This is a genomic window from Streptomyces pseudovenezuelae, from assembly GCF_029892565.1.
Taxonomy (GTDB): domain Bacteria; phylum Actinomycetota; class Actinomycetes; order Streptomycetales; family Streptomycetaceae; genus Streptomyces; species Streptomyces pseudovenezuelae_A.
This window is the reverse complement of the sequence record NZ_JARXVH010000005.1, coordinates 263,575-285,643: the sequence shown is the minus strand read 5'-3', so window position 1 is coordinate 285,643 and position 22,069 is coordinate 263,575. Positions and strand designations below refer to the sequence as shown.

The 22,069-nt window shown below is 72.6% G+C and carries 18 protein-coding genes and 1 pseudogene; 9 read left to right on the top strand and 10 right to left on the bottom strand.

Annotation, left to right across the window (positions count from 1 at the left end):
- Nucleotides 1–391: 391 nt before the first annotated feature.
- Complete coding sequence (locus M2283_RS17760; RefSeq protein WP_280877229.1) at nucleotides 392–2,254, top strand: FUSC family protein; 1,863 nt, start codon at nucleotides 392–394, stop codon at nucleotides 2,252–2,254.
- Nucleotides 2,255–2,313: 59 nt separating this feature from the next.
- Here the strand turns inward: M2283_RS17760 and M2283_RS17755 are convergent, their stop codons facing one another.
- Both M2283_RS17755 and M2283_RS17750 read right to left on the bottom strand, forming a co-directional pair.
- Nucleotides 2,314–2,943: a response regulator transcription factor gene (locus tag M2283_RS17755; protein ID WP_280877228.1), complete on the bottom strand. Its 630-nt coding sequence runs from the start codon at nucleotides 2,941–2,943 to the stop codon at nucleotides 2,314–2,316.
- 50 nt (nucleotides 2,944–2,993) lie between these two features.
- Nucleotides 2,994–4,229, bottom strand: a complete 1,236-nt coding sequence (locus tag M2283_RS17750; RefSeq protein WP_280877227.1) for a sensor histidine kinase — start codon at nucleotides 4,227–4,229, stop codon at nucleotides 2,994–2,996.
- A gap of 165 nt (nucleotides 4,230–4,394) precedes the next feature.
- Between M2283_RS17750 and M2283_RS17745 the strand changes: the two genes are divergently transcribed.
- Nucleotides 4,395–5,171 carry a class I SAM-dependent methyltransferase gene (locus M2283_RS17745; protein WP_280877226.1) on the top strand — a complete coding sequence of 259 codons (777 nt, stop codon included), beginning with the start codon at nucleotides 4,395–4,397 and terminating at the stop codon, nucleotides 5,169–5,171.
- A 21-nt stretch (nucleotides 5,172–5,192) separates the two neighbouring features.
- Here M2283_RS17745 and M2283_RS17740 read toward each other — a convergent pair whose 3' ends face one another.
- On the bottom strand, nucleotides 5,193–6,143 hold the full coding sequence (locus M2283_RS17740; RefSeq protein WP_280877225.1) for an endonuclease/exonuclease/phosphatase family protein: 951 nt from the start codon (nucleotides 6,141–6,143) through the stop codon (nucleotides 5,193–5,195).
- Nucleotides 6,144–6,279: 136 nt separating this feature from the next.
- Between M2283_RS17740 and M2283_RS17735 the strand changes: the two genes are divergently transcribed.
- The 4 genes from M2283_RS17735 to M2283_RS17720 all read left to right on the top strand — a co-directional run bounded on the left by M2283_RS17735 (nucleotide 6,280) and on the right by M2283_RS17720 (nucleotide 10,023).
- Nucleotides 6,280–7,632 (top strand): amidohydrolase, encoded by a 1,353-nt coding sequence (locus tag M2283_RS17735; RefSeq protein ID WP_280877223.1) that lies wholly within the window; start codon nucleotides 6,280–6,282, stop codon nucleotides 7,630–7,632.
- A gap of 86 nt (nucleotides 7,633–7,718) precedes the next feature.
- Nucleotides 7,719–8,912, top strand: coding sequence for a cytochrome P450 family protein (locus tag M2283_RS17730; RefSeq protein WP_280877222.1), 1,194 nt, complete (start codon nucleotides 7,719–7,721; stop codon nucleotides 8,910–8,912).
- 57 nt (nucleotides 8,913–8,969) lie between these two features.
- On the top strand, nucleotides 8,970–9,659 hold the full coding sequence (locus tag M2283_RS17725; RefSeq protein WP_280877221.1) for a DUF899 domain-containing protein: 690 nt from the start codon (nucleotides 8,970–8,972) through the stop codon (nucleotides 9,657–9,659).
- 175 nt (nucleotides 9,660–9,834) lie between these two features.
- Nucleotides 9,835–10,023, top strand: coding sequence for a hypothetical protein (locus M2283_RS17720; RefSeq protein WP_280877220.1), 189 nt, complete (start codon nucleotides 9,835–9,837; stop codon nucleotides 10,021–10,023).
- 32 nt (nucleotides 10,024–10,055) lie between these two features.
- Here M2283_RS17720 and M2283_RS17715 read toward each other — a convergent pair whose 3' ends face one another.
- The 3 genes and pseudogenes from M2283_RS17715 to M2283_RS17705 form a co-directional block, all read right to left on the bottom strand.
- A complete protein-coding gene (locus M2283_RS17715) occupies nucleotides 10,056–11,930 on the bottom strand; it encodes an ABC transporter ATP-binding protein (RefSeq protein ID WP_280877635.1) in 1,875 nt (624 codons plus the stop codon).
- A 393-nt stretch (nucleotides 11,931–12,323) separates the two neighbouring features.
- On the bottom strand, nucleotides 12,324–12,761 hold the full coding sequence (locus M2283_RS17710) for a hypothetical protein (RefSeq protein ID WP_280877219.1): 438 nt from the start codon (nucleotides 12,759–12,761) through the stop codon (nucleotides 12,324–12,326).
- Between the two features lie 521 nt (nucleotides 12,762–13,282).
- Nucleotides 13,283–13,903: pseudogene (locus M2283_RS17705) on the bottom strand (ATP-binding protein); the annotation flags it as partial.
- 227 nt (nucleotides 13,904–14,130) lie between these two features.
- Between M2283_RS17705 and M2283_RS17700 the strand changes: the two are divergent.
- Together M2283_RS17700 and M2283_RS17695 are read left to right on the top strand one after the other, a co-directional pair.
- On the top strand, nucleotides 14,131–14,991 hold the full coding sequence (locus M2283_RS17700; protein WP_280877218.1) for a helix-turn-helix domain-containing protein: 861 nt from the start codon (nucleotides 14,131–14,133) through the stop codon (nucleotides 14,989–14,991).
- Nucleotides 14,992–15,246 (top strand): DUF397 domain-containing protein, encoded by a 255-nt coding sequence (locus M2283_RS17695; RefSeq protein WP_124004405.1) that lies wholly within the window; start codon nucleotides 14,992–14,994, stop codon nucleotides 15,244–15,246.
- Between the two features lie 119 nt (nucleotides 15,247–15,365).
- On the opposite strand, the gene M2283_RS17690 is transcribed toward M2283_RS17695, so the two are convergent.
- From M2283_RS17690 to M2283_RS17675, 4 genes are all read right to left on the bottom strand, one after another.
- Nucleotides 15,366–16,070 carry a protein-tyrosine phosphatase family protein gene (locus M2283_RS17690; protein WP_280877217.1) on the bottom strand — a complete coding sequence of 235 codons (705 nt, stop codon included), beginning with the start codon at nucleotides 16,068–16,070 and terminating at the stop codon, nucleotides 15,366–15,368.
- Nucleotides 16,071–16,276: 206 nt separating this feature from the next.
- The gene (locus tag M2283_RS17685) at nucleotides 16,277–17,194 is read right to left on the bottom strand and encodes a hypothetical protein (protein WP_280877216.1); all 918 of its coding nucleotides are present in this window, start codon (nucleotides 17,192–17,194) and stop codon (nucleotides 16,277–16,279) included.
- A complete protein-coding gene (locus M2283_RS17680; protein ID WP_280877215.1) occupies nucleotides 17,191–19,518 on the bottom strand; it encodes a PEP/pyruvate-binding domain-containing protein in 2,328 nt (775 codons plus the stop codon). The genes M2283_RS17685 and M2283_RS17680 overlap by 4 nt, the downstream gene beginning before the upstream one ends.
- A gap of 471 nt (nucleotides 19,519–19,989) precedes the next feature.
- Nucleotides 19,990–21,453: a PLP-dependent aminotransferase family protein gene (locus M2283_RS17675; RefSeq protein ID WP_280877214.1), complete on the bottom strand. Its 1,464-nt coding sequence runs from the start codon at nucleotides 21,451–21,453 to the stop codon at nucleotides 19,990–19,992.
- Nucleotides 21,454–21,499: 46 nt separating this feature from the next.
- Between M2283_RS17675 and M2283_RS17670 the strand changes: the two genes are divergently transcribed.
- The gene (locus M2283_RS17670) at nucleotides 21,500–22,000 is read left to right on the top strand and encodes a carboxymuconolactone decarboxylase family protein (RefSeq protein ID WP_280877213.1); all 501 of its coding nucleotides are present in this window, start codon (nucleotides 21,500–21,502) and stop codon (nucleotides 21,998–22,000) included.
- Nucleotides 22,001–22,069 lie beyond the last annotated feature (69 nt).

The following is a 22,069-nucleotide window of genomic DNA, read 5'->3' as shown; positions in this document are numbered from 1 at the left end:
GCTGGTTCAAGTCCAGTCCGCGCAGCTCGATGTGCGGTGGTCCAAAGGCAGGACGCGACGACATGATGACTGACCTGGACCCTTAACCGGGCCGGCGTGTGAATGTGGGCGGCATCACAGGGCCCGGGGGCAGGCTACGCCCCCGGGTCCGCCTTCTTTTGTGGCGAGGGGCGGTGAGACGCGGTGAGGCGCTCGGGGTTTCGTTCATAAAGAACTCGCCCTTCCCGTCGATCGTCACATTCCTGAAATGCCGACGCCCCGTTCTCTCCCACCGCACGATCTACCGTGGAGACCGGACCACCAGTCACCACAGCTCACCGTCACCGCCCCGGCCGCCGTCGCCCGAAGGCCCACCCCCGCCCTCGCCGAGACGATCAGGAGCACCTCCCGCGTGTCCCGCACCGCGCCCGTCGTACCCCCCTGGCTCGCCCACGCCCTGCGCGCCCAGCGCGGCCCCGTCCCCTGGAGTGCCGTCACGCGTGGGGCGTTGTCCGCCGGGCCCCTTCTCCTCGCCGCCGTTCTTCTCGACCGCACCTCCCTCGGTGTCGTGGCCGCCATCGCCGCGATGCTCGCCGGGATCAACGACCGGCCCGGCAGCCGGCGGGTGTCCGTGCGGCGGCTCGGGGTGCCGGCGCTCGCGGGGGCCGGTGGGATGCTCGTGGGGACGTATGCGGGGGAGCATGCGAGTGCCGTGGTGCTCACCCTTCTGTTCACCGGCATCGGCCTGCTCGCCGGTGGTGTCAGTGCGGTTGGGCCCGTCGCCTCAAGTGCCGGTACGCAGTTGCTCGTCGCCTCCGCCATCGGTGCCGGGATGCCCCTGCCCGACGAAGGGTGGCAGCGCGCCCTCGCATTTCTCGCCGGTGCCGGGTGGTTGGTGGCGTTGCGGTTGGTGCTGCCCACCCCGGGCGCCATCGCGGGCGACTTCCGTTTCGACGGTGAACGCGCCGCCGTCGCCGCCGTGTACGACGCCGTCGCCGAACTCCTCGACGCCGTCGGCACCGACGAGGCCATCGCCCGAAGGGCAGCCCTGACCGCCGCACTCGACCATGCGCAGGACGCCCTCGCCGGGCCCCGGTTGCGGCGCTACGCCAGTTCCTCGTCCGAGCGGCGACTGCACGCGCAGTACGCCGCCGCGCTGCCGTTGGCCGAGGCGGCGACCGCGCTCGCCTGGGGCGGGGAGGCCGTTGCCGGACGGGCCTCCGAAGGGCCGCGCCGGCTCGCCACCGCCGTACGGGAAAGCACGCACACCGGGCCGTTGCCCGCGCCGCACCGTTCCGCGCCCGCGCTGCGGGCCCTGGACGACGCGCTGTTGCACGCCGCCGAGGCCTTCGACCGGGGGAAGGGGACCGACCTGCACACGCGGAGGCGGTCCGTCCGGGGGCTGTTCAAGGTCGCCTTCGGGGCCGGCGGGCGGGAGTACGGGCTGCGGGTCGCCCTCTGCTTCGGGGCCAGCGCCGCCGTCGCCCAGGCACTGCACCACGCCCGCTGGTACGGGCAGCACGAGCACTGGTACTGGCTGCCCGCCACCGCCGTATTCCTCGTCAAGCCCGACCTCGGACCGCTCGCCTCCCGGGTGTTGTGCCGCGCGGCCGGGACCGTCCTGGGCGCCCTCCTCTTCGCCGGGTTCGCCGTCGTGCTGCCCCGGCCCGAGGGGCTCATCGCGCTGGTCGCCGTCAGCGGTGCCCTCATCCCCGTCGCCACCCGCCACTTCGCCGCCCAGACCGCCGTCGTCACCGTCCTCGTACTCGCCCTGGTGATGGTCGGCGGCGAACCCCAGGCCTCCGCCGGCCGGATCGGCGAGACGCTGCTGGCCTGCGCCATCGTGCTCGTCGTCGGACATCTGCCGATGCCGGGGCAGCGGGGCGGGACGGTACGGTCCCGGGTCGGCGCGGCCGGCACCGCCGCGCACACCTACCTCGACCACGTCCTGAGCGGCTCCGACGACCGCACCGCCCGCTGGACGCTGCGCCGCGAGGCCTACCGCGCCCTCTCCGAGGCCCGCACCGCCATCGCCCTCGCCGCCGCCGAACTCCCCGCTCTCGCCCGCCACTCGGCCGGCACCGACGAGGTCGTCGCCACCCTCGAACGACTCGTCGACACCACCACCGCCTGCGCCGTCCACCTCGACGACACCGGCCACCTGTCGTCGCGACACAGTGAGCAACTCGCCGAACTCCTCGACGAGTTGGAACGGGAGAGGGAGAGGACGGGCCTACGGGGGCTACGGCCGCCCGAGTTGCCCCTCGCCGGGTAGCGCCGGCGACCTGGTGTCCCCCGGCCCGGCCCTCGCCCACATCCCGGCCCCCCTCTCCGTCACCGCAACAACCGCCGCTCCTTCGCCACCGCCACCGCGCCCGCCCGCGTCTCCACCCCCAACTTGCCGTAGATCCGCCCGAGATGGGTCTTCACAGTCGCCTCGCTGATGAACAGCGCCCGGGCGATCTCGCGGTTGCCGAGGCCCCGGGCGAGTTGGCCGAGGATGTCGTGCTCCCGGTCGGAAAGGGTGGGGCGCGGGCTGCGCATCCGGGCCATGAGGCGGTCGGCGACCGGCGCCGACAGGGCGGTACGGCCTGACGCGGCGCTGCGGATCGCCGCGAAGAGTTCCTCCGGGCGCTCCGCCTTCAGCAGATATCCCGTGGCGCCCGCCTCGATGGCCCGGGTGATGTCCGCGTCCGTGTCGAACATCGTCAACACCAGGACGCGCGGGGCCGGTTCGCCGGCCGTCAGCCTTCTCGTCGCCGTGACTCCGTCCATGCCCTCGCCCAGTTGCAGGTCCATCAGCACCACGTCCGGCCGGACCCGCGCGGCGATCGCGAGCGCCTCCTCCCCGCTGCCCGCCTCACCGACCACCTCGATGCCCTCGGCGCTGGACAACAGGGCACGCAGGCCGGCCCGTACGACCGCGTGGTCGTCGCACAGGAGGAGACGGACGGGTGCGCTCATCGCACCGGCTCCCTCAGAGAGGCTCACGGGACGGGTTCCTTCCGAGGTGCTCAAGAGACCTGCTCCTTAAGGACGTTGGATGTCAGGGGAACCGCCGCCGACACGACCGTCCCCTCACCCGGCGTCGACTCCACAGTCAACGTCCCGCCCGACTGCCCCGCCCGGATCCGCATCGCCGGCAGGCCATGTCCACGTGCCCGGTCGGATACCCCGGAGGGCGCGGCGGCCGTCGTGTCGAAGCCCCGGCCGTTGTCGGCGATGTCCAGGGAGACCTGGTCGTCCAACCACGTCAGGGTCAGCGCCGCCCGGGTCGCCGCCGCGTGTTCGCGTACGTTCGCCAACGCGCCCTGGGCGATGCGGAGCAGGGCCGCCTCGGACCGTTCCGGGAGCGAGCCCTGGGTGCCGTCGAGCCGGAACTCCTGGAACTCCACCGTCAGACCCGGCCCGCTCTCCCGTTCCGCCAGCGCGGCCAGTGCGCCGGGCAGGGAGTGCTCGGCGAGGTCGGCCGGGGCCAGGTCGTGGACGAAACGGCGGACTTCGGCCAGGCCGCGGGAGGTGATGCCGGCCGCCTTGCCGAGATGCGCGCGAGCCGCCTCGGGGTCCGACGCCCATACCCGTTCGGCGGCCTGGAGCAACATCCGCTGGCTGGAGAGGCCTTGGGCGAGGGTGTCGTGGATCTCGGTGGACAGCCGCTGCCGTTCCGCCAGTACGCCCGCCCGCCGTTCGGTGGCCGCGAGGTCGCGGCGGGTGCGGACCAGGTCGTCGATCAGGACTCGCTGCCGTACCGACTGCCGTTGCAGATGGACCAGTACGGCGGTGGCGACCGCGGCGACGGCCGGTGGGGCCACGACCATGTTCGGGTTGAGCGTGCCGTGCGCGACGCGGATCTCGGAGGCGACGACCAACGCGGTGAGCACGGCGGCGAGCGGCACCGCGATGCGTGGCGGCAGCGTGTGCACGCCGACGAACAGCAACGGCATCGCACACCACGTGGCACTCGGCGCCAGGACCACGAGCACGGCCCACACCGCCGACACCGAGCCCAGCCACAGCAGATGACGCGCGGTCGGCGTCGAGCCGGGGCGGGGCGCCGGGGTCAGGACGCGACCGAGGACGTAGAGGAGGCAGAAGGCGGCGAAGAGGGTCACGACCCAACCGGTGTGCGCTCCGTTCCCGTCGCGCATCAGGAAGCGGGCGAACGAGGAGCCGAGCAGCAGGAAGAACGCCGCGTGCACGGTCGCGAACAGCCAGCGCTCGTCCGGATCGGCCGGATCGGTGTGTTCCATCCTCCGTGTCTAACGCGCGCGGCAAGGCGGCGCATCAACCGATCGGCTGACATCCGGATCACCCGAAGCGGCCGCGGAGCAGCGCCTGTCGGCCGAACCCCGCACCCCGTCCACGCCCCGAGGCTGGCAACAGCACGCACCGCCACCTCGAAAGGCTCCCGCCCCATGCCCGCCAAGAACCTCACCGCCAACCGCGCCGCCCTCGGCCACCGCCTCACCTACGCCCTGCGCCATCCCGACCGGGTGCCCCGCCATCTGGCCCGCGCCGCCCGGGACGTGTGGCTCAGCCACCGCCACCCCGACCACGTCTCCTACTACCGCGCCGTGATGCGCTCCGACACCCGCGCCGACCCCGACAACGCGGTCGGCAGCCGCAACCGCGAACGCTGGCTCGCCCTCGGCGCCATGCAGTTCGACTACCTCGTCGGCCACGGCCTGCGGCCCGAGCACCGCATGCTGGAGATCGGCTGCGGCAACCTACGCGGCGGCTGGCGCTTCATCCGGCACCTGGAGCCCGGCCACTACTACGGCATCGACATCTCGCCCGACATCCTCGTCGCCGCGCAGGACACCGTCGTGGAGATGGGCCTCCAGAAACGGCTCCCCACCCTGACGCCCGTCCACGACCTCACCCTTGGCTTCCTGCCCGACGCCCACTTCGACGTCGTCCACGCGCACAGCGTCTTCTCGCACTCCCCGCTGCCCGTCGTCGAGGAGTGCCTGGCCAACGTGGGGCGGGTGCTGGCGCCCGGAGGCTGGTTCGACTTCACCTTCGACCGTACGGAGGGCGAGGAACACCAGGTCCTGCGCGAGGACTTCTACTACCGCACCGAGACGCTCCTCGCTCTCGCGGCCCAACACGGCCTGACCGCACGCTTCATGGACGACTGGGAGCAACTCCCGCACGGACAGTCGAAGATCAGGGTCACCGCGCCCCGCTAGCCGGCCCGCGCGCCCACCGGGCTAGTCCACCCGCACCCACACCGGCGCATGATCCGAGCCCGGCGCCCCCCGCCGCTCCGCCGGATCCGCCCCCACCGACGGCAGTCGCAGCGTCCCCTCGCCCGGCAGGCCCGTGCCCGCCGCCGTCACCCGGTGGACCAGGCGGTGGCTGACCAGGATGTGGTCGATCAGTTCGCGGCGGCCGGAGTTGATACGGGAGTAACGCTGGTCGGCGGGGATCAGCGGGGCCACGTCCCACAGGCGGAGTGCGTCGCCCTGGTCCGGGCGGTCGTAGCCCGCTGTGCCGATCTCCGAGCCGGGTGGGCCCAGCAGGATCTGGGTGGTCGCCGCCTGCACCTCGTCGTTCAGGTCGCCCAGTACGGCGACGTCCCGCTCGCGGCCGTCGCCGGACAGGAGTTCGTCGGCGAGGGCGCGCAGGGTGGTGGCCTCGGCGGCGCGGCGGTAGAGGGCGTAGGCGCCGTAGCGGGCGCGTTCGGCCTCGTCGTGGGGGAAGAAGCGGTTGCCCGGGTAGGACAGGAGCTTCGACTTGAGGTGTGCGACGGCCACCCGCAGCGGGCCGGCGGCGGTCACCGTCTCGACCGCGAGGAAGCCCCGGCCCGCCGCCCCGACCTGCGCGCCCGAGTCGTCCTCCTGTACGGGGCGCAGTTTCGCCGGGAACGCGTTCGTGTCGGAGAGCACCTCCAGCGGGGTGCGGCTGAGGAAGCCGACCCGGATGCCCCGGCCGTCCGGGTGCTGGGAGAGCGCGGTGTGCCAGGTGCCGCCCAGCAGGCCGGTCAGGTCGTCCAGCGCCTCGGGATCGCCGACCTCCTGCACGCCGAGCAGCCCCGGGTCCAGCTCCGTGAGCACGGCCGCGAGGGCGGCGAGCTTTGTGTCGTAGGCGGCCTTGTCCTTGGGGCCCGAGGGGCCGCCGGGGCGGTAGAGGTTCTCCAGGTTCCAGGTGCCGAGGAGCATGCCGGGCCTCTTTCCGGAGCCGTCGGGCGGGCGGTGGTGTGGCCAGGGTCCCCGCCCGGGGGAATCCTGGACAGGGCCAGGACGGGATGCGCGGTTCGGCTCACGCGCGCCGACGACCTCGTCGTACGTTGGCGGGATGACCGAGTCTCCCGCCGATCTCATCATCACCGGATGCACCGTCCTCGTGTACGACGATCAAGAACGGATCGGGTTCGAGGAGGACGCGGCGGTTGTCGTACGTGGCGGGCTCGTCGAGTCCGTCACCACCGCCGCCGCGGTCGAGGGGGCGCCGGCCGTCGAGCGCATCGACGGCCGGGGGCAGGTGGCCATGCCCGGGCTGATCAACTGCCACACCCACGCGCCGATGGTCGCGCTGCGCGGGGTCGCGGAGGATCTGCCGACCGAGGAGTGGTTCAACGACGTCGTCTGGCCGATCGAGTCCAACCTCACCGAGAAGGACGTCGAGTTGGGGGCGCGGCTCGCCTGCGCCGAGATGATCCGGGCCGGCGTCACCTGCTTCGCGGACCACTACTTCTCCATGGACGCGGTGGCCGCCGTGGTCGAGGAGTGCGGGCTGCGGGCGCATCTGGGGGAGGCGTACTTCTCCTCGCAGGGTGCCCAAGGGCGGGAGAAATCACTGGAGTTCGCGCTACGCCACCGGGGCGGCGCCGGCGGTCGCATCACCACCGCCCTCGCCCCGCACGCCCCCTACACCGTCGATGACACCGACCTCACCGCCACCGCCGAACTAGCCCGCGAACACGGCCTGTCCGTCCATCTCCACGCAGCCGAGAACCGCGACCAGACCGACGCCAGCCTCGCCCGCCACGGCGTCACCCCCATCGAGGTCCTGGAACGCACCGGCCTCCTCGACGTGGACGTCCTCATCGCGCACGGCACCGGCATCATCGACCGCGACCTGCCGGTACTGGAACGGGCGAGCGGCCGTACCGCGGTGGCCACCGCACCCCGCGGCTACCTCAAGTTCGGCTGGCTCACGACCACTCCCGTGCGCGCCCTGCACGACCTCGGCATCCCCGTCGGACTCGCCACCGACGGCGCCGCCTCCAACAACTCCCTGGACGTATGGGAGTCGATGGCGCTCACCGCCCTCATCCAGAAGTCCACCACCGGCGACCCCCGCTGGCTGACCTCCCGTCAGGCCCTGCACCACGCAACGCTCCAGAGCGCCCGCGCGGTCGGCCTCGGCGACACCCTCGGCACCCTCGCCCCCGGCCGCCGCGCCGACCTCGTGCTCGTCGACCTCACCGGCCCGCACACCCAGCCCGTCCACGACCTCGCCGCCACCCTCGTGCACAGCGCCCGCTCCTCCGACGTCCGTACGACGATCGTCGACGGCCGGATCCTGATGCGCGACCGGCAGCTCCTCACCCTCGATGTCCCTTCAGTGGTACGGGAGTTGGGGGAGCGGTTGCCCGTCCTGCTCGACCGCGGACACGGCCGGCGCATCCAGGACTACGACACCTGACACACACCTGATACGACACCTGAGGCGTCGCCGATCCGGTCACGGAGGTGACCGAGATGCCCGGCCGATCCGCATAGGCTGCTCCCATGGACGACCTCGCCGAAGGCCTTCTCGACCAGCCCTACGACGCGTACCGGCTGCTCCGCGACACCTCGCCGGTGCAGCGCATCGCCGGTCCGGACGGCACACCCGCCTGGCTGGTCACGCGGTACGAGGACGTGCGGACGGCGCTGGCCGATCCACGGCTGTCACTGGACAAGCGCCATGCCACGGCGGGGACTTACAAGGGACTGTCGCTGCCGCCCGCGCTCGACGCCAACCTGCTGAACATGGACCCGCCCGACCACACCCGGGTCCGCCGGCTCGTCAGCCGCGCCTTCACACCCCGCCGGATCGAGCAACTGCGCACGCCCATCAGGCAGACCGCCGACCGCCTCCTCGACGCGCTCGGTCCGCACGGCACCGCCGACCTGGTCGCCGCCTACACCGCGCCCCTGCCCATCACCGTCATCTGCGACCTGCTCGGCGTCCCGGACACCCACCGCCTCGACTTCCGCATCTGGACCGACGCCCTCATCGCACCGGATCCGGCCCGGCCCGAGGCCGCCAAGCAGGCGGTGGTGGCGCTGCTCGGTTATCTCACCCAACTCGTGGTGGACAAGCGCCGGGAGCCCGCCGACGACCTGCTCTCCGACCTGATCGCCGTGCGCGACGAGGGCGACCGGCTCAGCGAGGACGAGCTGATGTCCCTCGCCTTCCTCATCCTCTTCGCCGGGTACGAGAACACGGTCCAGCTCATCGGCAACGCGGTGCTCGCCCTGCTCCAACACCCCGAGCAGCTCGCCGAGTTGCGCAAGGACCCGGCGCTGCTGCCGGGCGCGGTCGAGGAGTTCGCCCGCTACGAGGGCCCCGCCCTGTTCGGCATCCGGCGCTTCCCCGTCGAGGACGTGACCATCGGGGACGTCACCATCCCCGCCGGCGAGACCGTCTGGGTCTCCCTGGCCTCCGCCGACCGCGATCCCGACCGCTTCCCCGACCCCGACCGCCTCGACCTCGGCCGCGACGCCTCCGGCCATCTCGCCCTGGGCCACGGCATCCACTACTGCCTGGGCGCGCCCCTGGCCCGCGCCGAGACCGAGATCGCCCTGGCCGCCCTCCTCGAACGCTTCCCCGAACTCGCCCTCGCGGACGAGCGGCCGACCTGGCGCCGCTCGCTGCGCGCCCGCGGCCTCACGACGCTTCCGGTGACGTACTCGGAAAATTCTCTGCCGCACCGATGAGTTCCACCCCTCCCCTCGGTCACCACTGCGGAACGGACCGTTGCAACTGGAGGGGCCATGTCGCTTCCGGAGATCGTCTCGCGTGAGCAGTGGCGCACGGCGCGCGAGGAACTGCTGCTCAAGGAGAAGGCCGCCACCCGCGCGCGGGACGCGCTGAACGCCGAGCGGCGCGGACTGCCGATGGTCGAGATCGACAAGGAGTACGTCTTCGAGGGCGGCGACGGGAAGGCCACACTGCCCGATCTGTTCGAGGGACGGCCCCAACTCGTCGTATATCACTTCATGTTCGCGCCCGAGTGGGACGCCGGCTGCCGCAGCTGCTCGGGGTTCCTCGACCAGGTCGGGCACTTGGCGCATCTGAAGGCGCGGGGCACGACGTTCGCGGCGGTCTCCCGGGCGCCGTATACGAAGATCCTGCCGTTCAAGGCGCGGATGGGCTGGACGCTGCCCTGGTACGCGGCCTGCGGCGGTGACTTCAACCATGACTTCGAGGCGACCCTGGAGGAGGACGGGGAGCTCTTCGACCGGCCCGGCGTCAGCTGCTTCCTGCGGGACGGGGGACGGGTCTTCCACACGTACTCGACGTACGCGCGCGGACTCGACGGCCTCGGCCCGACCACCAGCTTCCTGGATCTGACCGCGCTGGGGCGCCAGGAGGAGTGGGAACTGCCCGCGGGGCGGGCCTCGGCGCTCGGGGCGCCGGCCGGCAGCGAACGCGTCCGGTATCACGACGAGTACGAGGACTGACACATTCCGTATCACTGCTGATCGGTTGATGATCGGTTGGTGACGGGACCCTCACACTCCGCAGTGGAGGTGTGTCAACTACGTCTCAGAACCGCAACTTGGCGAGGCGTTCACCCCTGGTTCGGCGTTAACTCCTACAGGAACTCCTGCAAGACGACGTTTCTGGAGGTGCTGGATGGTGAACGGGCGAACAGTGCTCGAGTGCTTTCCCGCGGGTGGGCCGCGGGGCTCGTGGCCGGCCGAGGAGTTCGCGCAGGCGCGACGGATGGAAGGGCTGCAGGCGGAGGTCGTGATGGACCTCGCGACGGACACGTTCCTGGTGGTCGTGCGCGGTGGCGAGGCGGCCGTGGACGCGGTGGCCTGAACCTGGTGATGCAAGAGCGCGGTGGCCCCAGGTCAGCCCCCTTTCTGGGTGGGCACCGGGGCGGGGAGCGGGGCGGTGAACTGTTCCGCCTGGAGCGTGTACAGCTCGGCGTAGATGCCGCCGCCCGCCAGTAGTTCCTCGGGGGTGCCGGACTCCGCGAGCCGGCCCTGGTCGAGGACGTGCACCAGGTCCGCGTGGCGCACGGACGCCAGCCGGTGGGTGATCAGGACGACGGTCTGGCCGGCCGAGGCGAGGGCGCGGATCTTCTCGAAGACCTCCAGTTCGGCCCGCGCGTCCAGGGCCGCCGTCGGCTCGTCCACGATCAGGATGCTCCCGCGCCGGTAGGCCGCCCGCGCGATGCCGAGCCGCTGCCACTGGCCGCCGGACAGCTCGTGGCCGCCGCTGAAGTTGCGGGCCAGCAGGGTGTCCAGGCCGCGCGGCAGGTCCGCGACCACGTCCTCGGCGCCCGCCTCGGTGAGCGAGGTGGCCATGCGCTCCTCGGTGAGGGGCGCGGAGGAGCGGCCGATGGCGACGTTGACCCGGGCCGTGAACGGCCAGCGCTTGAAGTCCTGGGCCAGCATCGCGACCCGGTCGGCGAGCGCGTGCCGGTCCGCGGTCGCCGCGTCGACGCCGTCCCACAGGATCCGGCCCCGGTCCGGGGTGTACAGGCCCGCGAGCAGCTTGACCAGGGTGGTCTTGCCGGAGCCGTTCTCGCCGACGAGCGCCACGATCCGGCCGAGCGGCAGGGTGAGGGTGATGTCGTCGAGGGCGGGGCGGGCGGACTCGCCCGGGTAGTTGAAGGTGACGTTCTCGAAGTGGATCTCCCTCGGGTCCTCGGGCAGCGGGTCGCCGCCGATCGGAATGGCCCGCTCGGCTGCCTCGACGTACAGCTTCTGCAGATCGCCGACGAACAGCGCCTCCTCGTGGAGCGCGTTGACCTCCAGGACGAGGCTGTCCAGGCTCGACGAACCGGTCCGGATCGCGATCACCGCCGTACCCGCCACCGACAGCGCCATCGTCCCGGACAGCAGCAGCCCGCCGAGTGTCGTGTACGTCGCCACGGTCGCCAGGCCCGTCCAGACCGCGGCGATCAGCCCGGTGCGCGCGGCGAGCCGGGCCAGTCGGGCCTGCTCGGCCTCGGCCGTCTCCGACATGGCGCGGAAGTGCCGCAGCAGGAAGGGGCCGACGCCGTGCACACGGATCTCGGGCGCGGCCGCCGGCTCGGTCAGCAGCCCGCTGATCAGGTGGCCGGCGCGGGCGTGCTGGACCCAGGTGTGGAAGGACTCGTAGCGGCGCCGGGCGTTGGTCAGCGCGCTCCACGCGCTCGGCAGCGTCATCGTCGCGAGCAGCGGGAGCAGGGCGGGGTGCAGCACGGTCAGGACGCTCGCCGCCGCGATGAGCGAGATGCCGGCGTTCACGACCCGGGTGGCGTACGAGATCATCCGGCGGGCCGAGCCGGCGCCGTACTGGGCGGTGTCCAGCAGCTTGTGGAAGGCGTGGTCCTCGATCGCGGCCAACTCCACGGCCGCCGCGCGCTCCAGATACAGCTCGGTGGCCACGCGCTCCACCTTGGGCTCAAGGCGTCCGGTGGCGTAGGTCGACGCGGCTCGCAGCAGGGCCCCGAACAGGGTGACGGCGGCCATGGCGACCAGCGCGGGGGCCGCGTCGCGCAGCCGGTCGGCGATCGGGCCGCCGGAGATGAGCCGCCCCAGCACGCTGTTGACGGCGAGCAGACCCACCGCCTGGGCCAGGCCCCGGCTCACCTCGGCCGCCATCACGATCCGCGCGGCCCGGCGGTCGGCCTGCCACGCCAGTTTGAAACTCGACCCCATGAGAGCCGGCAGCCGCGTCACCATCGCCCGGAAGTTCAGCTCCAGGAACGCCTCGCGGTACTGGTTCCAGCCCATGTCGTACCGCAACGGTCCGCCGAAGAGCAGCCGCTCCGACTCGGAGACCTCGGGATCACCCTTGTCCTGCTTCTTGGCCAACGCCGTCTTCCCCCGATCCGCAGCCCTGCCGACTCCCGTCGACGAAGGGCAACTATCGCGGGACGGAGGTGGGCAGGGGAGGGCGCGAGACAAGAGGGGAGTGACGCGCGGGCGTACGCCGTGCGGGCGGGATGGGTGGCGCCGGAAGAAGGCGGGAGAAGCAGAAAGGGCCGCGTCGGCGAATCCGCCGCCGGCCCTTGGTGCGGCGCGGGGTTCCTTCGGCTTCCCCGAGCGAAGCCGAAGGAACCACCGGCGAGGCCTTCCGGCGGAGCGGCCCCCTGCGCCGCCCGCCCGGCCTCCCTCAGCGGAGCGTCAGGCGCTGACCGGCCGTGACCAGGTCGGCGTGGTCCCCGTGACCCGGCACAGGGCCAGGTACAGGGGGATCGGCGGGGTGTAGGGGAGCGTGCCGTCCGGCTTGTGGATCAGGCCGGGGACCGCCGGGGCGTCCGGAACTACCGCCCCGGCGGTGTACTGCGCGGGCGCCGGCCACTCCAGGGCGTAATCGGAGTCGGACGGCACGAGCCACCACCAGTGCGCCTCGTCGGCGTAGACGCACCCCACCCGTGGCAGTCGTGGCAGCACCAGCGGACCGAACTCGGCCGGCGCCGCCACCGCGTCGCAGCCGAGGGGAGCCGTCATACCGGCGGGCAACGGCAGTCGCCGCGACCCGGCCGGCGTGCACAGCCCCCGCTGGACACGGACCAGCGTGTCCAGACTCAGTACCCGGCCACCGCCGGTCACCCCGCTCACTCGTGCCCCCGATCCCGACGAGACCCGTCGGACGGGGGAACCCCCACGTCACCCGAACCTCCGACCCGAGGCGCCCCCACGCCCCACGACTCCTGAGCCGGTCCACCGGCCCGCGGGGCCCTGACGCCCCACGACCCGGCAACCCGCCCCCCGACTCGCGGGGCCCCCACGCCCCACGACTCCCGAGCCTGTCCACCGAGCGACACGGCCCGTACGTCCCCTGACTCGCCGGAGCCTCCGTCGAGTCGAGGGACCCCCACGCCCCCCGGCCCGTCGGCTCGCCCGTCGAGTCGAGGAGTGACTCCCGCGCTCCCCGGACCCTCGGACCGCTCACCGGACGGCTGTGCCCCCACGCCCGCCTGATGAGTGGTCCTCATGTCCCCGGAACCCGGTGTCCGCCCGTCGGGCGCCGGGCCCGAGGCGTCGTCCGCGGTCCCGACCCGCCCGTCGGGTGAGGGGGCTCGGACGTCCGCCGAGTTCCCGTCCCCGATCCCGTCCTCGTCGAACGGCAGCGTGTGGTGTCCTTCCGGCTCGTCCTCCTCGTCCGGGCCGTCCGCAGGACCGGGCTTGGGGCGGGCGCCCCAGCCGAGGTCGTTGCAGGGGCCGCAGTCGTGGCGGGGGGAGTCGGCCTTGCGGGGGAGCTCGGCCCAGACCAGCAGGCCAAGACCGTGCTCCTGGGCGCCCCAGGCGTGACAGAGGCCGTCTATGAGAAGCAATCCCCTCCCGTGCTCCTCCTCGGGCCGGGCCGGCGACGGGTGTGGCTCACCCGGTGCGCAGCCCTCGTCACGCACGGCTATGCGCACCAGGTCGTCACCGTCGTGCAGCTCGCAGACTATGAGGCTGCTCGCGGTGTGCACGATGGCATTGGTGACCAGTTCGGAGATCACCAGGGCGGCCGTGTCGCAGATGTCCTCGCACACCGACCAGCCGGTCAACCGGGCCCTGGCCAGGCGTCTCGCCTGTGCGGGGGAACCCGGATGGGCGGCCAGCTCGAAACGGAACCGGCGCTCGGCAGCGGCGGCCCCGTGGGGCGCTGCTCCCGCGGCGGCACCGAGGCCGAGAGGGCCTGCGGCGGCGTCTGTTCCTAAGGGCGCGGACGGAATCACGCTTGCCACTATCGCCCCGCCGTGAACACTTGGCAAGTGTCACTCTGAAAAATGCAGAGTGCGGTGTGACGTTGTGGACGGTCGTGGCACACTGCTCAACAGCACGTTGAGCGGCGCCAGTTGGGATCACCGAAGATCCGTACATATCCGTACAGATCTTCGAATAGGTCTTCGAATGGCGCCGTAGGGCTGTCAGCATGCTTTTGGCGTCGGCGAGACCTTCCCGCGCCCGGCCGATCAAGGGACTCAGTGGAGGTGGAGCCGTGAGCGAACCGCGGTCCGCGCCGACGGTCGGCCAGGTCGTCCTCGGCCGCCGCCTGCTGGACCTGCGGGAACGCGCCGGGCTCAAGCGCGAAGAGGCCGCCCGCGTACTGCGCGTGGCCCCCGCCACCGTCCGCCGCATGGAGATGGCCGAGGTCTCGCTCAAGATCCCCTACCTCCAGCTGCTCCTGAAGTCGTACGGCGTCTCCGGCGAGGAGGCCGCGACCTTCGTGCTGCTGGCCGAGGAGGCCAACAAGCCCGGGTGGTGGCAGCGCTTCCACGACATCATGCCGGGCTGGTTCTCGATGTACGTCAGCCTGGAGGGCGCGGCCGGCCTGATCCGCTCCTACGATCCGCACTTCCTGCCCGGACTCCTCCAGACCGAGGACTACGCGCGCGGAGTGCTCAAGTCGGGCGCCGTAGGCCAGACCCAGCCCGAGGACATCGAGCGCCACGTCGCCCTGCGCATACAACGCCAGGATCTGCTCACCCGTCCGGACGCGCCCCGCTTCTGGGCCGTCTTCGACGAGACCGCGCTGCGCCGCCAGGTCGGCGGCCCGGAGGTGATGCGTGCCCAGATCGACAAGCTGCTCGAGGCCACGAAGCTGCCCAATGTGACGCTGCAGGTCGCGCCCTTCTCCAACGGGCCGCACCCCGGCACGTTCGGGCCCTTCGTGCTGTTCCGATTTGCCATGTCAGAACTGCCGGACATGGTCTACAGCGAGTACCTGACCGGCGCCGTCTACCTGGACGCGCGCGCAGAGGTGGCGACCCATCTCGAGGTCATGGACCGCATGGCGGCGCAGGCCGCTACGGCACATCGCACGAAGGAGATCCTCCGGGATCTCCGCAAGGAGCTGTGAATGGATCGCATCAAGCCGCGCAAGCAGGTCTACAACGGCATGCCCGCGCGGGAGCTGGGAAGCGAGGGCTGGCACAAGCCGTGGAGCGGCGGGAACGGCGGCAACTGCCTGGAGGCGATGAAGCTCGCCGACGGCCGGATCGCCGTCCGCCAGTCCACCGACCCGGACGGACCGGCGCTGATCTACACCACCGACGAGATGACCGCCTTCATCGAGGGCGCCAAGGCGGGTGAGGCCGACTTCCTGCTGTCCTGAGACCGGTTTACCGGCTCATTGAGTTCCGCACAGTCCCACCGACAACCCCCCACCAACCCCGCGCAAGTCCCTTATTTTGGCACTGAGTTGATTACTAATCGCTGCATCTTGTTATGGAGTCAGAGCCACGACAGCATCCGTCGTGGCGCGTCCACCAGCCGACTGACGGCGACCACCGGGAACGGTGGCTGTTCCAGCCGGCCCGTCCCGAGGCTGAGCGCGTAGTAGATCTGCTCGATCGACGGCGGTCCGACCGCGAGATTGCGCCGGACCGCCTCCTCGGGCGACCGCTCCCCGGTCCGTACGAGATAGGCCGCCGCCATCGTCCCCGTACGGCCGACCCCCGCACCGCAGTGCACGAACACCCGCCCGGGCGCCTGCGCGGCCACGTCCAGCAACCGCCGCACCTGCTCGGGCCTCGGCGTCTGACCGTCCCGAACGGGCAGTCGTACGACATCCAGCCCGGCCTTGCCCGGTTCCGCGAGTTGGGCCGCGCTCAGATCCTCCGCGCGCAGGTCGACGACCGTACTGAACCCCATGCCTTCGAGCGCCCGGTACCCGGCGGGGGACGGCGCCGCGCCCCGCCACAACCGGCCCTCGGTGTCCACGGGTTGGAAGTGATGGATGCCCTGCACGGTACGGGTCCCGGGCGGCGGCGGAGTCTCCGACCGCACCCAGTACGACAGCGCCAGCACGCCGAGCGCACCGGCCGCCCACAGGACGACGTAACCGAGCACGACCGCGAGCAGAACACGCAGCACACGGCGTGGCAGGCGGGCCCTGGGCAGGGCGGGCCGGGGCGGGGGAGCAAGGGCGACAGCCATGGGCGACCCGGAGGGTTCGGGGACGGGGGCGCTTTGGCATGGTAACCCGAGTGGGTGAAGGGTGAGTTGTCCGTGTACGTACGGGTGTGCGGGGCGAGGGTGGGCTGAGGGGAGGGGGCGGGGTGTGAGCTGGGGTGAAGGCCGGCGTGCGGTCTGAGGCGCGGGCCGGGGTGCGAGCTGGGACGCGGGCCGGGGTGCGGGTCGGCTCAGTCATCGGCCGCGTCCGCGTCTCCGATGCCGACCACCGTGAGGTGGGCGCGGTCGAGGGTCGTGTCCTCCAGGCAGCCGCGCAGCCGCATACGGTCGTGCTCGGTGAGCGCGGGGCGAACCACCCCGGCGAACACGCCGTCGCCCAGGTCACCCAGGGTCGCGTGGTTCAGCGGCACGGACGTGGCGTCCCGGCAGCGCTCCCATACCTGCTGGGCGGCGAGCGTTCGGCGTTCGGCCGTCATGCCGCTGCCGCGCAGGTCGACCTGGAGCAGTACGGAGGTCGCCTCGTTGTCGTTCTCGTGCTGCTCCCGGGTCTGGGTGAGGTCGGCGAGCCCGACGACGAGCCCGGCAAGCAGGGTCGCCCCGACGACGGCGACGGCGGCCACCCGCGCGACGCGGCCCTTGGAGCGCCGGCCGCCCAGCGGAGGCCGGTCCTCCAGCTCGCCCGCCGCGCCCGGATCCGGTGCGGTGAGCACGGTGAGCCGTCCCGCGAGCCGCCGTTCCGCCGGGCGACCGGTCGCGGACGCGATCCGCTGGACCACCCAGGCGAGTCCGGACAGGAGTACACCGGTGACCATGAGGACGGGCACGAAGACGTATGTCCGGTCGGCGGTGTCCTCCAGCCAGCGGAACCGGGTGCCCTCCCGCTCGGCGGGTGTCTGCCGCAGCCGTACCAGCACGTCTTCCTGATGCTCCGTCAACTTGCGCTGCCTCTCGGCGCTTTCCTTGACCCGCTCCTCGATCCGGGCCAACCGTCCGAGCAACACGATGCCGAGCAGCATCACTTCGACGACCAGCAGGAGGATCCCGCACAGGATGGCCCGTTGCCACTGCCAGCGGTACAGGTACACGACGAGATAGGTCCCGGCGCCGGCGGCGGCGAGGCTTCCGAAGAGGTACGCGATCCGTCTCATCGTCTGTCTCCCGTCCGGGCGGCCCCGGTTCGTACGTCACCGGTGGTCCCGTCCACGGCGATGCGTGACCCGAGCGGGAAGCGCCGTACCGCATCGGTCGCACCGACGACGGCCGGCAACCCGAACTCCCTTGCCAGGACGGCGAGATGGGACAGCGGGCTGCCGGTCTGCGCGACCAGACCGGCGAGTTGGGGCAGGAGCGGGGCCAGGGCGGGGTCGAGGGTGCGTACGACGAGCACGGCGTCCGGCGGGCGGGGTCCGGTCCCGTCCCAGACCGTCCCGACGGCCCGCCCGCCGGACACGCCCCGGCCTTCGCCGGCGCCGTCGGTGCGCTCGGCGACCACCGCCCCTTCGGCGAGCCGGAAGGCATCCGGCAACGGCGGCGACTCGGGCAGCGGCACGCGCGCGTGGAGATCCCCGGGCAGCGCCTCGCCGTCGAGCGCGGCGACCAATTCAGGCCAGCGCAGCAGCCCCACGCGGTCCAGGGCTAGCCCCAACCGCCAAGCGACCTCCCGGACCAGCCGTACCTGCAGCTCGTGAACCCAACGGGCGCGCAGGCGGAGGGCTTCACGGGGTGGGAGAGAAGGGGTGGGGGAGAGGGAGGCGGCGGAGAGGGGTGCGGTGGAGTGTGGCGGGGCGGAGTGCGGCGGGGTGGTGACGAGGGTGGGTGAGGGGGCGGGGGTGAGCGACGTGGTGGGGGTGAGCGAGGCGGTGGAGCGCGCGGTCGGCTGGGACAGCGGGATCGCCGGGATCGTCGGAGACAGGGGTGCCACTGGGAGCAGTTGGTCCGCAGGCGGCAGCGGGGCCGGACGCGGGCCGAGACCGTCGCCGGTGTCCGACGCGTCCGCCTGAGGCAAGCGCCCGCGCCCCCGGAGGATCGGCGCTGTCAGGGCGAGGATCGTCGGGGACGCGGTGGGCGCCTGGTCGTCCGGGATGCCTCGGGCGCGGGTCTCCGCGAGGGCGGTCAGGGCCGCGCCCGCCGCGGTACGGGTCGTCGGCGGCTCGTGTTCGTGCAGGAGGGCCCCCGCGAGGGCCTCCTGGGCGTGCAGGGAGACCAGGACCGCGCGGGTCCAGCGGAGCTCGGCGGCCAGGTCGGGGGCGGGGAGTTCGGCGGGGGCCGGGACCTGGGCGAGGTGGCGGTCGACGTCCGCGACGAGGTCCGCGGCCAGGCCGGGCAGCGCGGCGGTGAGGCGGCCGACCCGCCAGGCCGCGCCGAGCCGCCGCGCCCCCGGCGCAGGGTTGATCAGGGTGAGCCACCGGTGCTTCGGCGCGACCGCCCCGAGCAGGCGCAGGTCGGCCGCGGCCCACCCGCCGACCGTCGTCACCAACGGCACCGTCCGCAGCAGCCGACGCGCCGCGCTGCCCGTGATGTCGAGCGCGGCGGTCAGCCCACGGGCCATCGGCGTCACCCACAAGTCCTGCTCCAACGGCAGGAGTTGCTCCGGCAGCGTCTCCGCGACCGGTCCCGGACCGAGCAACCGGGCCCCGCGCGGCGGCCGTACCGCCATCGCCGTGATGGGACGGCTCTGGAACAACCACAGCCGTCCGCCCCCGTCGAACCCGAACTCGATGTCCTGCGGCCCACCGAAGACTTGGCGAGCGCGTCCCGCGAGCCGCGCCAACTGCCGCAGCTCGGCGGGCGTGAGCAGGGCATCGGCGGCCGCCGGCTCCGTGCGCAGCAACCGCCCCCGCCGGCTCAACCAGTAGTTGGTACCGGCCTGTTCACCACTCACCAGACTGTCCGGCCCGCCGCGCACCGCACTCACCAGCATCCGGTCCGCGCGCCCCTCCACGGGATCGGCACCGAACATCACCCCGCCCACGCGAGCCGCCAGCATCGGCTGAACGAGCACCGCCATGGGCGCGGTCGACCCGTCGGGCCGATGCGCCGAATCGAGCACGGCCTGTATCGCCGTACGGAAGTCCGGCCAGCCGCGTACGTCGAGCACGGAGTCGAACTGGCCCGCCAGGGACGACTCCTGCGTGTCCTCCTGCGGCGACGAGGACCGTACGACCAGGGGCCGCGCACCGGAATGGGAGATGTCCTGCCAGGCCCGGCGCAGGGCGACCGTGTCGCCGTCCGCGCACTCGGGGATCACGAACCCGGGGAGCACGGGCAGTCCGGCCCGCGCCGCACGCGCGAGGTTCGCCGCCTTGGAACCGGCGAGTCGGGGCAACGCGGCCACGGGGTGATCGAGCGGGACGGCGGCCGGGCGAAACGCCCCCTCCGCCTCGCGCGCCTCGATCCGCTCCAGGGCCACCTCGCCCCGGGGTACGTCCCCGTCGCGCGCGCCCTCTCCCTGACGTTCGTCGAGCGTCGTCATCAACACCCTCCAGGACCGACCGCCAACAGGGGGGACGCGCGGGGGTGGCCCTGCGCCTGACGACGGAACGAAGGATGGGGACGGGCCACCGACCGGCCCACTCCGGGCCCGACGCCGACTCGCCTCCTTCGCCGATGGTCCCACCGCCGTTGCGATTCCCGTCGCCCGGAAGCCGCCTTCCGGCCCCCCGACGACGGATTTCGTGAGCCGGGAGGAGACCACGCCGAACGGCTCGTCCGCGGGTAGTACACGCGGTCTCCTCCGGAGGTGCGAGCGGGGGCGTACGACTTCTCATCCGGGCGTGGGGGAATATCGGGGCGCGGTTGTGCGGCCGTGGGGGAGCGGGGCGACTCGCCGCCTGCGGGGGCGCTGGTCCGCTCGGCCGGGGACGGAGACCGTGGCTCACCCGACCTGCCGGACAGCCACGGGTCGGCTCGCCCGTCCGCCGGCCAGGGCCCCACCCCCGTGGGCTCATCCGTCAGTCGGGGCCTCCGTCGATTCCCCCGGCGGCAGCACCCCGCACAGCGCCTCCAAGGCCGCCCCGTACGCGTGCTCCGAAGGTGTCGCGTACCCGACCACCAGCCCGTCCCGGACCGGCATGTCCGTCTCCGGGTGGCGGAACGCGGCGAGGCCGTCCAGGGCGACGCCCTGCCATGCCGCGGCCTTGAGCGCGGAGCGTTCCGTGCCGGGAGGCAGTCGCAGTACCGCGTGCAGGCCCGCCGCGACCCCGGTGACCTCGATGTGCGGGGCCTGCGCGGCGAGCGCAGCGACCAGGCGGTCGCGGCGGCTCCGGTACCGCTGCCGCATCCGCCGCACATGACGGTCGTACGACCCCGACGAGACGAAGTCGGCGAGGCACAGCTGGTCGAGGACGCTCGCCCAGGCCTCGCGCTCACCCTTGGCGGCGAGCACGCCCTCGACGTACCGCTCCGGCAGCACCATCCACCCCAGGCGCAGTGCGGGCGACAGGCTCTTGCTGACCGAGCCGAGGAGGATCACCCGCTCCGGATCGAGCCCCTGGAGCGCCCCGACGGGCTTGCGGTCGTAGCGGAACTCCCCGTCGTAGTCGTCCTCCAGAACCACCCCACCACGCGCGCGTGCCCAGTCGATCACCGCGGCCCGGCGCTCGGCCTGCAGCGGACCGCCGGTCGGGAACGGATGCGCGGGCGTGAGCAACACCGCCCGCTCCCGCGCCAACTCCTCGACACACGCGCCGTGTTCGTCGATCGGCAGCGGTACGGTCCGCACGCCCGCGGTATCGAGCAAGGCCCGGTGGAAGCCCAGCCCGTACGCCTCCACGGCCAGCGGCGCCCGCAGCACCCCGCCACCGCCCTGGCCGAACAGCAGCCGCAGCCCGTGCGCGAAGCCGGAGCAGATCACGATCCGGTCGGGTGTGGTCCGTACGCCACGCACGCGTGCCAGGTACTCCGTGAGCGCCTCCCGCAGTTCGATCCGCCCGGCCGGGTCACCGGGCCCGAACACCTCGTTCGGCGTCTGCTGGACGGCCCGCCGATACGACGCGAGCCACGCCGCGCGCGGGAACGCCGACGCGTCGGGCGTGCCCTGCCGCAGGTCGTGCCGGGGTGCACGCGCGCGTGGAGGTGCCGTAACCGGACCCCGCTCGGTGTGTCGCGCGGGCTGCGCCCGCAGTGGCCGGGCTCTCTCGGCGACCAGGGTGCCCGAGCCCTGGCGTGCGGTCAGCCAGCCCTCCGCCACGAGCTCCGCGTACGCGTCCGCCACCGTGTTGCGGGCGACGCCGAGGTCCGCGGCGAGCGAGCGGTAAGGCGGCAGCCGGGTGCCGGGAGCGAGGCGCCCACCGCGCACGGCCTCGCGCAGCGCATCGATGAGAGCGGCCCGCCGTCCGCCGCTCCCGGACAGCTCCAGATGCAGATCAGCCCCTATCCGCTCCGCGGAATTGACCCACGATTTCGCCATGGAAATGCACCCTACAGTGGGTCTTTTCGGTCCATAGATTGATCACATGACGACGAACACGGACACCAGCGCCCACGCCGACACCATCACCGCCACCGCGCCCCGCATCGACCTCGCGAAGGCCGCCCCGAAGGTCTTCCGCGCCCTCATCGGCTTCGACGCCGCCGCCCGCGAGGGCCTCGACCCGGCCCTGGTCGAACTCATCCAGATCCGCGCCTCGCACCTCAACCACTGCGCGTACTGCCTCCACATGCACACCAACGACGCCCGCAAGGCCGGTGAGAGCGAGGACCGGCTGCACATGGTCCCCGTCTGGCGCGAGGCCCGGCACTTCTTCACCGAGCGCGAACAGGCCGCTCTCGCCCTCACGGAGGCGGTGACCCTGGTGGCCGACGCCGGCGTCCCGGACGACGTCTACGCCCAGGCCGCCGCCCACTTCGACGAGCAGGAACTGGCCCACGTGCTCTCACTGATCCTCACGATCAACACGTGGAACCGGGTGGCGTTGTCGACGGCGAAGGTGGCGGGCACGGACACGCGGCGCTGAGGCCCGGCTCTGTGAGGTCGACACTCGGCCTTGCGAGGGTGACGCTCGGCCTTGCGAGGCTGAGGCCCC